This is a genomic window from Shimia sp. NS0008-38b (assembly GCF_040370365.1).
Lineage (GTDB): Bacteria > Pseudomonadota > Alphaproteobacteria > Rhodobacterales > Rhodobacteraceae > Shimia.
In genome coordinates this window covers 92,139-104,601 of the sequence record NZ_BAABWQ010000004.1, presented here as the reverse complement: position 1 = coordinate 104,601, position 12,463 = coordinate 92,139, and the positions used below count along the sequence as shown (strand labels likewise).

13 protein-coding genes and 1 tRNA gene are annotated in these 12,463 nt (G+C 54.7%); 9 read left to right on the top strand and 5 right to left on the bottom strand.

Annotated elements, in window-relative coordinates; genetic code table 11:
* Window positions 1-3: 3 nt before the first annotated feature.
* The gene (locus ABWV47_RS17280; RefSeq protein WP_353314139.1) at window positions 4-615 is read left to right on the top strand and encodes an SOS response-associated peptidase; all 612 of its coding nucleotides are present in this window, start codon (window positions 4-6) and stop codon (window positions 613-615) included.
* On the opposite strand, the gene xth is transcribed toward ABWV47_RS17280, so the two are convergent.
* Window positions 612-1,391: an exodeoxyribonuclease III gene (gene xth, locus ABWV47_RS17275; protein WP_353314137.1), complete on the bottom strand. Its 780-nt coding sequence runs from the start codon at window positions 1,389-1,391 to the stop codon at window positions 612-614. The genes ABWV47_RS17280 and xth overlap by 4 nt on opposite strands.
* A gap of 419 nt (window positions 1,392-1,810) precedes the next feature.
* Between xth and ABWV47_RS17270 the strand changes: the two genes are divergently transcribed.
* Window positions 1,811-2,494, top strand: a complete 684-nt coding sequence (locus ABWV47_RS17270; protein ID WP_502959719.1) for a DMT family transporter — start codon at window positions 1,811-1,813, stop codon at window positions 2,492-2,494.
* Here the strand turns inward: ABWV47_RS17270 and ABWV47_RS17265 are convergent.
* Window positions 2,487-2,810 (bottom strand): HesB/IscA family protein, encoded by a 324-nt coding sequence (locus ABWV47_RS17265; RefSeq protein WP_353314133.1) that lies wholly within the window; start codon window positions 2,808-2,810, stop codon window positions 2,487-2,489. The genes ABWV47_RS17270 and ABWV47_RS17265 overlap by 8 nt on opposite strands.
* A 93-nt stretch (window positions 2,811-2,903) precedes the next feature.
* Between ABWV47_RS17265 and ABWV47_RS17260 the strand changes: the two genes are divergently transcribed.
* The 7 genes from ABWV47_RS17260 to ABWV47_RS17230 all read left to right on the top strand — a co-directional run bounded on the left by ABWV47_RS17260 (window position 2,904) and on the right by ABWV47_RS17230 (window position 9,765).
* On the top strand, window positions 2,904-4,043 hold the full coding sequence (locus tag ABWV47_RS17260; protein WP_353314131.1) for a deoxyguanosinetriphosphate triphosphohydrolase: 1,140 nt from the start codon (window positions 2,904-2,906) through the stop codon (window positions 4,041-4,043).
* Between the two features lie 76 nt (window positions 4,044-4,119).
* Window positions 4,120-5,865: an arginine--tRNA ligase gene (gene argS, locus ABWV47_RS17255; protein ID WP_353314129.1), complete on the top strand. Its 1,746-nt coding sequence runs from the start codon at window positions 4,120-4,122 to the stop codon at window positions 5,863-5,865.
* 79 nt (window positions 5,866-5,944) lie between these two features.
* Entirely contained in the window at window positions 5,945-6,955 is a 1,011-nt protein-coding gene (locus tag ABWV47_RS17250) for an SPOR domain-containing protein (RefSeq protein ID WP_353314127.1), read from the top strand.
* Window positions 6,931-7,935 (top strand): beta-N-acetylhexosaminidase, encoded by a 1,005-nt coding sequence (gene nagZ, locus ABWV47_RS17245; protein WP_502959726.1) that lies wholly within the window; start codon window positions 6,931-6,933, stop codon window positions 7,933-7,935. Before ABWV47_RS17250 ends, nagZ begins: the two co-directional genes overlap by 25 nt.
* 25 nt (window positions 7,936-7,960) lie before the next feature.
* Window positions 7,961-8,761 (top strand): segregation and condensation protein A, encoded by an 801-nt coding sequence (locus tag ABWV47_RS17240; protein WP_353314123.1) that lies wholly within the window; start codon window positions 7,961-7,963, stop codon window positions 8,759-8,761.
* The gene (gene scpB, locus ABWV47_RS17235; protein ID WP_422064737.1) at window positions 8,754-9,461 is read left to right on the top strand and encodes an SMC-Scp complex subunit ScpB; all 708 of its coding nucleotides are present in this window, start codon (window positions 8,754-8,756) and stop codon (window positions 9,459-9,461) included. The genes ABWV47_RS17240 and scpB overlap by 8 nt, the downstream gene beginning before the upstream one ends.
* Window positions 9,462-9,543: 82 nt before the next feature.
* Window positions 9,544-9,765 carry a hypothetical protein gene (locus ABWV47_RS17230; protein WP_353314121.1) on the top strand — a complete coding sequence of 74 codons (222 nt, stop codon included), beginning with the start codon at window positions 9,544-9,546 and terminating at the stop codon, window positions 9,763-9,765.
* A gap of 6 nt (window positions 9,766-9,771) precedes the next feature.
* On the opposite strand, the gene ABWV47_RS17225 is transcribed toward ABWV47_RS17230, so the two are convergent.
* The 3 genes from ABWV47_RS17225 to ABWV47_RS17215 all read right to left on the bottom strand — a co-directional run bounded on the left by ABWV47_RS17225 (window position 9,772) and on the right by ABWV47_RS17215 (window position 12,454).
* Complete coding sequence (locus tag ABWV47_RS17225; RefSeq protein WP_353314119.1) at window positions 9,772-10,848, bottom strand: 2'-deoxycytidine 5'-triphosphate deaminase; 1,077 nt, start codon at window positions 10,846-10,848, stop codon at window positions 9,772-9,774.
* A 57-nt stretch (window positions 10,849-10,905) separates the two neighbouring features.
* A tRNA-Pro gene (locus ABWV47_RS17220) sits at window positions 10,906-10,982 on the bottom strand.
* A 74-nt stretch (window positions 10,983-11,056) separates the two neighbouring features.
* Complete coding sequence (locus ABWV47_RS17215; protein ID WP_353314117.1) at window positions 11,057-12,454, bottom strand: MerR family transcriptional regulator; 1,398 nt, start codon at window positions 12,452-12,454, stop codon at window positions 11,057-11,059.
* Between the last annotated feature and the right edge of the window lie 9 nt (window positions 12,455-12,463).

The window sequence follows — 12,463 nt, the reverse complement described above, 5'->3', positions numbered from 1 at the left end:
GCCATGCCGGGGCGATTGTTTCTCACAACCTCCATGGCGGACCTGGGCCGCTGGGTGGGCCAGAACGTTGCGCCGATTGCTGAACAGGAGCCACGGCGAAACATTGCGCCCGGACAAGACGTGGTGTGCCTGACCGCTGATGGGTTTAAGCAGATGCGTTGGGGGCTCATCCCCGTTGGACGGGTCAACGCAAGAGGGCGGCCCGTGATGGAAACCATCATAAATGCGCGGTCGGAGACCGTTTTTGACAAATCAGCATTTGAAGGTGTTGGTCGCGCTGTGGTGATTGTTGATGGCTGGTATGAGTGGACTGGCGAGACGCGACATAAAACGGCTTGGCGCATTCGGAACGATGAGCCGTTGGTGTTTGCTGCCATCACGGATGTGTGGACGGCACCGGGTCGGCAGAAAATCCATCAGATGGCCGTGGTCACATGCGCACCAAATGCAGACGTTAAACCAATACATCATCGCATGGGGGTGTTGTTGGAAAAGGACAGCATAGAGCTATGGCTCATCGGGACACCGGAAGAAGTTGCGCCTCTGATGGTGCCTTGGTCTGGGAGCCGTTTGATTGTCGAGCGGGCCACAGATGTGGATTGGAACGCCTCTTAGGCTGCGAGGTCAATCCATACAGGCACGTGGTCAGACGGTTTGGAACGGCCACGTTCTTCTTTGTCGATTTGACAGTTCTGAAGCAGGTCGGCGCATTGCGGGCTGAGCAAGAAGTGGTCGATGCGGATGCCATTGTTGCGGTTCCAGGCGCCTGCTTGATAGTCCCAGAAGGAATACCTGCCTGGCATTTGATTGCAGGCACGGAAAGCTTCGGTAAACCCTAGGTTCATCAAACGGCGGAACGCTGCGCGGCTTTCCGGACGGGCCAATGCGTCTTCTTGCCAGACCTCAGGCTTGGCCGCGTCTTCGTCTTGGGGGATAACGTTATAGTCTCCGGCCATGAGGAAGGGTTCTTCGGTTGCCATGAGCTCTTGCGCGCGTGCGTAGAGGCGTTCCATCCACGCGAGCTTATAGTCATATTTGGGACCGGGGCAGGGGTTCCCGTTCGGCAGGTAGAGGCCGCAGACCCGCACCGGGGTGTCGCCCATGACGGTGGCCTCGATGTAGCGGGCTTGTTCGTCACTTTCATCACCGGGCAAACCACGTTTCACATCTTCCAAGGGCAGTTTTGACAAGATCGCGACGCCATTGAAGCTCTTCATACCATGGGTCTCAACGGTGTAGCCACGTTCCTCAAAAACCTCGCGTGGAAAGGCTTCGTCGATAGATTTGATTTCCTGCAATAGAGCAACGTCTGGTGCGGCTTCATCGAGCCAGCGGGGCAGAGTTTCGAGGCGTGCTTTGATGCCGTTGATGTTGAATGTGGCGATTTTCATGAGCCTGTCCTCTGTCCGCAAGATGTTGGTATCTACCCATTAGCAACGTTAGGCAGCAAGGCAGAATATTTGGTGAGCGCGATGAGAGGCTGTGATTTGATCGACTGACTTGGTGTTGATGTGGATATGTGTCAGGCTCAGCAGAAGTTTTTTGTGTGTTCAGTTGTTGTTTGATGAATTTGTTTTTGGGTTTTGGGTCAGCACGTGCGCTGGGTGGCGTTGTGGTTGTTTTATATTCACTGATCATTACTGGATCAGATGTGTTGATAAAGATGATCTCTCAATTTTTTCCGCCCGCCCAATTGTTTTCAGTGTCTTGCCTGACGGTCGTGGGGTTGAGTTTGATTTCGGCACATGTCGGATGCAGGCGCAACATTGGAGGTGTTGTAGCGAAGCTCTCCACAAAATACCCAGTACTCATGGCGCTGCGTTGTCTGATTGGTCTATGTGGCGCCTTTGCCTGCTTCCATGGCTTTCGACTGTTGTCTTTGGCAGAGATGTTCATGTTTTTTGGGATGATCCCTTTGGTGGTTGCGCCACTTTCGTGTTCCATTTTGGGAGAGCGGCTTGGTCCCGCATCGTGGGGTGCAATGGTGCTGGGAGTGTTGGGGGTCTGTAGTGTGTTCTTCGATGGAGAACTACGTCTCTCTACAGGAAATCTCTACGGCGCATCGGCTTGTGTGTTGGCTGCATTGTCGCTTGTCGTGGCGCGTTGGATGACACAAAGGGAAGGGGGCTGTCTTGCGCAAGTGTTCTGGCCCAATCTGGGTATTGGGATCGCTATGCTGATCTGGCTGCCATTTGTTATGGAGCCCATGTCCATTCAGGACTTTGCTTTGGCATTTGTATATGGTGGAGCAATGTTTGCAGCCCGGTGGCTTTGTATGATGTCCTTGAAGCTTTTGCCTGCCCATGTGGCAACGCCGATGATGAACATTCAATTTGTATGGGCTTTGGTCGCAGGAAGTCTGTTTTTTGGGGATGTTTTGGAGAACTCAGTGGTGTTGGGCGGCGCGCTCATTGTTGGAAGTTCATTGGTGCTTTTGTACCAACCCAGAAATGCCATCGCGCCAAGGCGGGCACTACATCTGACAGTCACATAGAGAAACTGGTTCCACATCCGCAGGAACTGGACGCATTGGGATTGTTGATCACAAATCGTGCACCGATAAGCTCTTCAGTGAAGTCGATAACGGCATCAGTCAGAAACGGCAGTGAGATACTATCCACCAGTACTTTCTCGCCACCACCTTCGAGCACAAGGTCATCCTCTTTGGGAGTATCGAGTTTTATCTCATACTGAAATCCTGAACACCCACCACCTTCGACCGCGACACGCAGGGCCTGGCCTTGTTCGGACGCGCCGATTTCTGCGAGTCGCTCGAAAGCTCTTTCTGTGACTTTGGGCGGCAACTGCATGATTTTTTGTCCTATTCGCGCGATTTGCCCGGTTCAAAGCGGGCTTAAACTACAATATAGAAAAGCCAAGGACAGGCTACAAGGACCCCGCACATGTATGCGCCCTATGCCTCAGATCCGGATCGTGCCAAGGGACGGCGCATTTCGGAAGAGGAAAGCAGCTTTCGGTCGTGTTTTCAACGAGACCGGGATCGTATCATTCACGCCAGCGCGTTTCGGCGGCTTAAGCACAAGACACAGGTTTTTGTGGAGCATGAAGGTGACTATTTTCGCACCCGGCTGACACACTCGATTGAAGTGGCACAAGTGGCACGCACCATCGCCGGCGCGCTGGGCTTGAACCAAGAGATCACCGAGGCCATCGCCTTGGCTCATGATTTGGGACACACGCCCTTTGGCCATACTGGCGAGGACGCGTTGCATGTGTTGATGGCGCCTTATGGCGGTTTTGACCATAATGCACAGGCTGTGCGGATCGTCACATCGCTTGAAAGGCATTACGCCGAGTTTGACGGGTTGAATCTGACCTGGGAAACCTTGGAGGGCATCGCCAAGCACAATGGCCCGGTGGTGGGCGTGTTGCCGTATGCCTTGGCAGACTACAACGCTCTGCACGACTTGGAATTGCACACCCATGCAGGTGCGGAGGCTCAAGTGGCCGCCTTGGCCGATGATGTCGCATACAACAATCACGATCTTCATGACGGGCTGCGCGCTGGGCTGTTCACAGAGGAAGAGATTTGCGCATTGCCAATTGTTGGTGAAGCTTTTGCGGAGGTTGACCGTCTCTATCCAAGGCTGGAAACCGTGCGGCGGCGGCACGAGGCCTTGCGACGAGTGTTTGGTGCGATGGTGAGTGATGTAATCGCAACTTCCCAAAAGGCATTGAGTGAGGTTGAGGCCGCGTCGGTAGCGGATATCAGACACTGTGGACGCCCCGTGGTGCAATTCTCAAAGGCGCTTTGGTTGGACCTCAAAGAAATTCGTACGTTTTTGTTCGCCCGAATGTACCGCGCGCCTTCGGTTGTGATGATGCGCGAAAAGGTGACGGTGGTCGTTGAGGAGTTGTTCCCGCTTTTCCTTGATCAACCAACGCTTTTGCCTGATCGATGGCATGGGGACCTGCAGCAATGCGACAGCGAAACTGCAGTGGCGCGGATGGTCTCGGATTATATTTCGGGAATGACGGATCGCTATGCGCTGCAACAACATGCCAAGCTTCTGGGCAAGTGACGTTGACGTGACGGATTGGGGTGTTAAACCACCGCAAATCCGAAAAGACCAAAGAACACATTGATAGGACGGTCTGATGAACCTGTTTTCCGAGATCCGCGCACTGGTGATTGATACGCTGGAGACGATGCAATCCGAAGGTACGCTGCCGCAAGGGCTGGACTTCAAAAACGTGGCTGTCGAGCCACCACGTGATGCGTTGCACGGCGATATGGCCACCAATGCCGCGATGGTGCTGGCAAAACCTGCCAAAATGAAACCACGCGACATTGCAGAGGTGCTTGCCGCAAAGCTGACCGAGGATGTACGGGTTGATGTAGCGGAAGTGGCTGGGCCCGGTTTTTTGAATCTACGGTTGGCGCCGGTGCTTTGGCAAAATGTGGTCAAAGCCGCACTAGACAGTCATGAAAATTTTGGGCGCTCAACTATGGGGGCTGGCAAAAAAGTGAACGTGGAATACGTCTCTGCCAACCCAACGGGCCCATTGCACGTTGGCCACACACGCGGCGCGGTCTTTGGAGACGCTTTGGCCAGCCTGTTGGACTTTGTCGGTTTTGACGTAACCCGTGAGTACTATATCAACGACGGCGGCGGGCAGGTCGATGTGTTGGCCCGGTCAGTCTACCTGCGCTATCTTGAAGCCCATGGTCAGGAGGTGGCGTTTGAAGACGGGACCTATCCTGGTGACTACCTTGTGCCAGTTGGTGAAGCGCTGAAGGCTAAAGTGGGCGATGCCTATGTCGGCAAAGGTGAAGAGGTCTGGCTTGCGGAGATCCGCGAATTTGCCACGGCGGCCATGATGGATTTGATCCGCGAGGACCTGAAAGCCTTGGGTGTGGAGATGGATGTGTTCTTCTCCGAAAAATCCCTATACGGCAGCGGTCGGATCGAGAGTGCGCTGAAGTCCTTGGAGAGCAAGGGCCTGATTTACGAAGGTGTGCTGGAACCACCAAAGGGTAAAAAGCCAGAAGATTGGGAGCCGCGAGAGCAAACGTTGTTCCGGTCCACAGATCACGGAGATGATGTAGACCGTCCGGTAAAGAAATCCGACGGGAGCTGGACATATTTTGCACCCGATATCGCGTATCACTATGATAAAGTGAGCCGCGACTTTGACGCATTGATTGACGTGTTCGGAGCAGATCACGGCGGTTACGTGAAACGGATGAAAGCGGCCGTTTCTGCATTGTCTGATGGCGAAGTGCCGTTGGACATCAAACTCACGCAGCTGGTGAAACTCTATAAGAATGGTGAGCCGTTCAAAATGTCCAAGCGGGCAGGGACATTTGTAACGCTGCGCGACGTGGTGGATCAGGTTGGACCAGATGTGGCCCGTTTTGTGATGTTGACCCGCAAGAACGATGCCCCGTTGGACTTTGATTTTGACAAGGTGCTAGCGCAGTCCAAGGACAATCCGGTTTTTTATGTGCAATATGCCCATGCGCGGGTGTGTTCGGTGATCCGCAAAGCGGAACAGGCCGGGATCGCTGCGGATGATGCGACGCTTTCGGCTGCGGATTTGACGCAGCTCGACAGTGAAGCGGAGATCAACGTTGCCAAGAAAGTCGCCGAGTGGCCGCGTCTTGTTGAGATTGCAGGACGCACCAACGAACCGCATCGGGTTGCCTTCTATCTCTATGAATTGGCAAGCGATCTGCACAGCCACTACAAGAAGGGGGACGATGACCACAGCCTGCGCTTTGTGCAAGAGGGTGATGCGGCCGCGTCTCAGGCGAAAATTGCCCTAGCACGTGCCGTGGCCGTTGTTATTTCTGCAGGTCTTGGTATTCTAGGCGTAACGCCGGTGCAAGAGATGCGCTAAAGCTGCACGTTTGCCGGGGTTGAGGACTAGGCAAGACGACCCCGGTTACACCTTCATGGGCACGGGCAGTGAGGCAAACATGGCAGAAATTCCAATGGGTGTGCAGGGCGCAGCCAAAGGCGACTCCCCGAATGCGGCTCTCTTGGTGAACCGTGCGGGCATTATTGTATCCGCTGCATTGATGGTTGGGGCCTGCGTCTGGGGGTATAGGATACTATCTCGTGACGTGAGTGGCGTTCCGGTGGTGCGTGCGTTGGAGGGGCCAATGCGCATTCAACCAGAGAACCCAGGTGGGCGGCAAGCTGGCCATCAGGGCTTGATGGTCAATGAAGTCGCCGCAGACGGCGGTGCTGCGGGGCCTGCAGATCAGGTGATTGTTGCGCCTCCTGCGATTTCAATTTCAGAGCGTGACAAAATCGATACGGCGGTGGCGCAAGCTTCCGCAAATGAGGTGAAGTCTGAAGGCACAATCTCTGCTGAGGTTGATGCCGTGGCACAGGCTAAGATTGCTCCGATCGTTGCACCTGAACCACTTGATATTAGTGCGCCATTGTCCGTTGAAGAGCTTGCAGCGCAATTGGCAGCCGGGGCGACACCACTGGAAACGGTGTCGGTAGAAGCAACTGTGCCAATAAAGGCATCTCTTTCTGCGTCAGACACTCTCGCTGAACCAGAAGTGGCGTCAGAATCAAACGTTATTGAGGGGGGGCTGAAACGCTCTCTGCGTCCGGTGTTGCGTCCCTCATCGTTGGCGGCCTCTTCAGCGCAGACGCAAATCGCTTCGATTGACGCAGCTGTTGGAAGCGTGCTGAAAACTGCGGATCCGGCAGATATTGTCCCAGGTACACGTCTTGTACAGCTGGGCGCTTATGAGAGTACCGAGATCGCCGAAACGGAATGGGCGCGGTTGCAATCGCGATTTGAGCCCTACCTCGGTGACAAAACGCGTGTGATTCAGAAGGCAAGTAGCGGTGGCCGGGTGTTCTACCGGCTGCGGGCCATGGGGTTTGACACTGTGAGCGATGCGAGACGTCTGTGTTCTGCGCTCAAAGCTGAAAACGCCGACTGCATTCCGGTGACAACCCGTTGAGCCGGTTCTGCGCTGCTATATTTGGCTGTGACGGCCTGCGATTGACTGCAGATGAAAGATCTTTGTTCCGAGCAGTACAGCCTTTCGGGTTTATTCTGTTTGCGCGCAACATCGACTCCGCTGCACAAGTACGTGCTTTGTGTGACGAGCTCCGGGAAACGGTCGCGCATAATGCGCCAATCCTGATTGATCAGGAAGGCGGGCGCGTTCAACGGTTTCGGTCTCCGTTAGCACGAGAGTGGCTGCCGCCACTGGAACAGGTCAGCAAAGCTGGGAAAAACGCTGCCCGTGCCATGTACTTAAGGTACCGGATCATTGCACATGAGCTGATGACATTGGGTGTGGACGCAAATTGTGCACCGATGGTTGATGTGGCCCGTGAGGACACACACCCGTTCTTGAAAAATCGCTGTTATGGGTCAGATTTCGCTCAGGTGACGGACATTGGCCGCGCTGTGGCCAATGGGCTGTGGGACGGCGGCGTGTTTCCCGTTATCAAACACATGCCAGGACATGGGCGCGCGGTTGTGGACAGTCATCTTGACCTGCCGCGTGTGTCTGCTGCGAGATCGGAGTTAGAGAGCGATTTTGCGCCGTTCCGCGCTTTGAATGATCTGCCCATGGGCATGACTGCGCATATCGTTTTTGAAGATATTGACGATGCGCCAGCTACGACCTCTCCAACAATGATGCGGCTTTTGCGGGAGGAAATCGGTTTTGATGGTCTGATCATGACCGATGACATTGGCATGGAAGCACTGGACGGTACGGTTGACCAAAGAGCAGTGGCATCGCTTGGTGCCGGGTGCGACGTGGTTTTGCACTGCAATGGGACGTTTGCCGATCGACGGGCTGTAGCAGAAGCTTGTGGTGACATGTCAGAGGAGGCGCAGCGTCGCGCTGAAACTGTCTTGTTGGCGCGGCGCGTTCCCGAAGCTGTTGACATTGATGCGCTTGCCGAGGAACTTAATGCCTTCTGAGTGAGAGGTTGACGGGCAGGGGGGCATGGCGGACACCGATCTTTTTGAAGACATAGACAAAATGTCGGTCGCTGAGCGAGTGGCAGCGGAAGCTTTGATTGTAGATGTGGACGGGTTCGAAGGCCCGTTGGACCTGCTTCTGACGTTGTCGCGCACGCAAAAAGTCGATTTGCGCAAGATCTCCATTTTGGAGTTGTCTCAGCAATATCTCAACTTTGTGGAGCGGGCGAAACGGCTGCGATTGGAATTGGCCGCTGACTATCTGGTGATGGCGGCATGGTTGGCCTTCTTGAAGTCCCGGTTACTTCTACCTCCTGATCCTACAGAGGAAGGTCCATCAGGCGAAGAACTGGCAGCACATTTGGCGTTTCAGTTGGAGCGCTTGCAAGCCATGCGAGACGCGGCTGCAAAGTTGATGGCCCAAGATCGCTTGGGCCGCGATTTTTTTGCGCGGGGTGTTCCTGAAACCGTCGAACGGGTGCGCCGCGTGAGCTACACCGCGACACTGCTGGACCTGATGCAAGGTTATGCTCGGCTGCGTACGCGTGATGAATTCAGACCCTTTGTGATGGATCGTGAATCGGTCTTCACTATGGAAGAGGCGCTGGAGCGGATGCGCGGTCTCATTGGGTTCGCCGGAGCGTGGACGGACATTCTGAGTTACCTGCCAATTGGATGGGAGAACGATCCAAAGAAGCGGCGTTCAGCGACTGCGGCGACCTTTGCGGCTTCTCTGGAGCTTGCCAAAGAAGGCAAGGTGTTTATCCGGCAAAGTGATACGTTTGCGCCCATTGAGCTGCGAAAGAGAGAAAACAGGGATGAGTGACGACAGCAACGCGCCGGATGTAGACGATGATTTGGCGGGGACAGCATCGCATGAGGCACAAGAAGAAAGCCTTTTTGAAGCGCCGCCCATGGCTGAGCAGGAACGCATGTGTGAGGCGGTGCTTTTTGCAAGTTCTGAACCCGTGAGCGTGAAGGAGCTGAATGACCGCATGCCACATGGCTGTGACGCCGCAGAAGCGCTTGTACATCTACGTAAACGCTACGAAGGGCGGGGTGTACATGTTGTGAAGGTCGGAGACGCTTGGGCCATGCGCACAGCGCCTGACCTTAGTTTTTTGATGCAAAAAGAGACCGTTGAGACACGAAAGCTCTCCCGTGCGGCGATCGAGACATTGGCAATTATCGCGTATCATCAACCTGTGACACGCGCGGAAATTGAAGAAATTAGGGGTGTTAGCGTCAGTCGTGGGACAGTCGATCAGCTTCTGGAAATGGAATGGATCCGTTTTGGGCGCCGTAAAATGACGCCTGGGCGTCCGGTTACTTTTGTTGTGACACCCGTGTTCTTGGACCAATTTGGACTCTCCAGCGCGCGCGACTTACCGGGATTGAAAGAACTTCGCGCAGCAGGGTTGCTCGAAAACCGCCCCCCTCCCGGCACCATACCATTGGGCGTTTCAGGCGAAGATGACGACGATTTGGAGGCAGTTGATGGTCAATCAGAACTGTTTGAAGACTGATTTGGCGCTTCCGCCCGCTGGGTCTTAATATCGGCTCAATTGTAGCCTACATTGACGTCTGAGGCACAAGGGAGCGCAGATCATGAATGCCAATCAAATTGTGAATATGATCACCCGCGTGATCATCCGTCGTCTGGTGAACGGTGGGATCAACGCTGGTATCAAAGCTGCGTCGCGAAAGCAATCTTCGCCCGAACGCGACCACAACGCCAGTCAACGTCCAAAAGCGCAACAAAACAGTGGGTCAGGTGTTAAGCAGGCGAAACAAGCCATGCGGATTTTGCGTAAAACAAACCGATTTTAGGGCGCATCAGACAGATTTGAAATGTTTGCTCAGCTTCAGGCCTTGCCCCTGATAGTTCGAAGAGATGCCCGCACCGTAGATCTGGTCTGGTACTTCTGACATCCGTTCGTACACCAGCCGCCCGACCACCTGACCGTGCTCCAAAACAAATGGGGCTTCGTGGCAGCGGACTTCCAAAACGCCCCGCGACCCCGTGCCGCCAACCGCAGCATGACCAAAGCCGGGATCAAAGAAACCCGCATAGTGCACGCGAAACTCGCCAACCATGGCAAGGAAAGGCGCCATCTCAGCAGCATAATCTGGTGGGATATGCACGGCTTCTTGACTGACCAAAATGTAAAATGCACCAGGGTCCAGAATGATTTTTCCGTCTGAACTATGCAGCTCTTCCCAGTACTCAGCAGGGGGATAGTGCCCGATATTGTCGAGATCGATCACACCTGTGTGTGGCTTTGCGCGGTATCCGACCAATGTGCCGTTCTTTGGCTTCAGATCGACAGAAAATCCTAGTCCGTCGTCAATCACAGCCTCACCATCCACCAGAGTGCTTTGCTCATGAAGAGCGCTTAGATCAGTGTCGGTCAAAATACTCTGACCTTGACGGAAACGAATCTGATTGAGGCGCATGCCCGGACGCACCAAGACAGAAAAACTGCGTGGGCAAATTTCAGCATAGAGCGGCCCAGTGTAACCCGCTGCGACGCGGTCAAACTCTGTTCCGCCGTCGGTGATCGTGCGGGTTAGCAAATCTAAGCGACCTGTGGAGCTCTTTGCGTTTGCGACGGCTTGGATGCCGTTCGGCAGCGCCAGACTTTCCATCAAAGGCACCACGTACACGCAGCCCTTCTCCAGCACTGCGCCGTCTGTGAGATCGATGCGGTGCATTTCAAATTCCGCAAGCCGTTCTTGGACGCTGCGCCCTTGACCGGAGAGGAAGGAAGCCCGCACACGATAGGCAATATGTCCGAGCCTAAGATCGAGGGAGGCAGGTTGAACCTGACCTTCGATGACAGGTTCCGTCACCGAAATTTCGCCGGTTTTCAGCATTTTTTCAATGGATTGGCTGGGCAAGACGCCGGTCATTTTATTCCCCCAGATGTACAAAACGCCCGGGCCTTTCGGCACGCGGGCGATTGTGTTTGGTCGGGCTAGCAGGACTCGAACCTGCGACCTTCCGTCCCCCAGACGGACGCGCTACCAGGCTGCGCCATAGCCCGACGATGGGCTGTTCATAACGTAAATGCGGGTGGGGGCAAGTCAAAAATCGCATCTTTCAAAGCAGCTGATCAGATTACCCGGCTCTTTTGTGGAGCGCTTCAAGGCGTGCCAGAAGGGATGCGGCTCGGGTCTTGTTTTCAGGCGGCATAGACACAGGCTTGCTAAACATCTGTAGGAACTCATCCTGCTTGTTTTCTCGACCTGAGGTGGCAATGTTTTGATCTTCTGACGACAGTGAGGACGTTGTGTCCGGACTTTGAGGTGCCTCTGTGCTCACCGGAACTTTTGGCGAAGAGGCCGCTTCTTCTTGACTGTGATCGATTTTGGCAGAGGCCGCGTGTGGATCTATCGCCGCGGAATCGGATGTTGCTTCAATTGCAAGGGGCTCGGATGAACGGGAAAAGGGCGGTTCAGCCGCGGACATACCGTGGTCGCTCGGAGAGGCAGGCTCTTCGGAGTTCCGATTGATGTCCCCCTCTTCGGTAGCCGGTGTCCCTTCCGAATCGGTTTCGGAAGGGGGCAAACCAGTTTGATCTAAGCTTATAGGAGGCTGCTGAGCGACTTCACCGGCAACGGAGCCATTCTCCGAGATAGAAGTTCTAGTTTCGTCCAATAGTGGTTGCTCAGCTTCGTAATCCTCGCTCACAGCCTTCTGCGGCTGAGTGAGTTCTCCGGACCGGTCTGCTTCCGAAGGCGACGGTTGCTCCAATTCGGAGAACAAGTCTCCAGTGGTGGGAGGCAACAGCGAGTCAGCCGGGACAGTGGGCGCCTTCCCAGTAGGAGCACCTTCTTCAATTGGGGCTTCCAAGCTGGGGTTTATGAATTGGCCGATCGAGGGAGCGTCATCGGAAGAAGCTGGCGTGAGCAGTGGTGAGGCCGCGCTTGTTTCGGGGAGTTCCGCAGATTGAGCAATGTCTTCTAGAGGTTCAGTGCTCAGACCACTCTCTTCGTGCACAGAAGAAGGTGTGCTCGTTATTGGCTCCTCAGCGGTCGCATTTAACGGGTCTGGTTCGTCTTCCACAGTTTCCGAAGTCGCGGAATCCGCCTCCGTATCGTTGGACGGATCTTCAGCAATATCGTCGGTTTCTGGAGGCTCGATTTCAGCGTGTGGCGCTTCTGCGCGTTCCGTTTGGTCCTCAGCACTGCCAGATTGTGCTACGTTATCTTCAGTGACGTCGTTCTCAGAGCCAATATCGTCAACTGGCTGAGACATCGCGGAAACGTGCTTTACGCCTTTTTCGCGCAGCATTTTTTGCGCGTCTTTGATGGGCACACCATCTTCGTGCAGCAGTTTTTTGATGCCGCCCAGCAGCTCCATGTCCTCAGGGCGATAGTAACGTCGCCCACCGGCACGTTTCACTGGTTTTACCTGCGAAAACTTGCTTTCCCAGAAACGCAGGACGTGGCTTTGAACACCGAGCCAATCAGCCACTTCGCTGATGGTCCGAAAAGCCTCCCGTGATTTTGCCATGGGCGGGAT

Excerpts from the sequence above, each read along its gene's own strand:
- scpB (WP_422064737.1), top strand. The coding sequence starts at position 8,754 with ATGAGTGACGACAGCAACGCGCCGGATGTAGACGATGATTTGGCGGGG.
- ABWV47_RS17240 (WP_353314123.1), top strand. The coding sequence starts at position 7,961 with ATGGCGGACACCGATCTTTTTGAAGACATAGACAAAATGTCGGTCGCT.
- ABWV47_RS17215 (WP_353314117.1), bottom strand. The coding sequence starts at position 12,454 with ATGGCAAAATCACGGGAGGCTTTTCGGACCATCAGCGAAGTGGCTGAT.
- ABWV47_RS17280 (WP_353314139.1), top strand. The coding sequence starts at position 4 with ATGCCGGGGCGATTGTTTCTCACAACCTCCATGGCGGACCTGGGCCGC.
- ABWV47_RS17270 (WP_502959719.1), top strand. The coding sequence starts at position 1,811 with ATGGCGCTGCGTTGTCTGATTGGTCTATGTGGCGCCTTTGCCTGCTTC.
- ABWV47_RS17225 (WP_353314119.1), bottom strand. The coding sequence starts at position 10,848 with ATGACCGGCGTCTTGCCCAGCCAATCCATTGAAAAAATGCTGAAAACC.
- xth (WP_353314137.1), bottom strand. The coding sequence starts at position 1,391 with ATGAAAATCGCCACATTCAACATCAACGGCATCAAAGCACGCCTCGAA.
- ABWV47_RS17230 (WP_353314121.1), top strand. The coding sequence starts at position 9,544 with ATGAATGCCAATCAAATTGTGAATATGATCACCCGCGTGATCATCCGT.
- argS (WP_353314129.1), top strand. The coding sequence starts at position 4,120 with ATGAACCTGTTTTCCGAGATCCGCGCACTGGTGATTGATACGCTGGAG.
- ABWV47_RS17260 (WP_353314131.1), top strand. The coding sequence starts at position 2,904 with ATGTATGCGCCCTATGCCTCAGATCCGGATCGTGCCAAGGGACGGCGC.
- ABWV47_RS17250 (WP_353314127.1), top strand. The coding sequence starts at position 5,945 with ATGGCAGAAATTCCAATGGGTGTGCAGGGCGCAGCCAAAGGCGACTCC.
- ABWV47_RS17265 (WP_353314133.1), bottom strand. The coding sequence starts at position 2,810 with ATGCAGTTGCCGCCCAAAGTCACAGAAAGAGCTTTCGAGCGACTCGCA.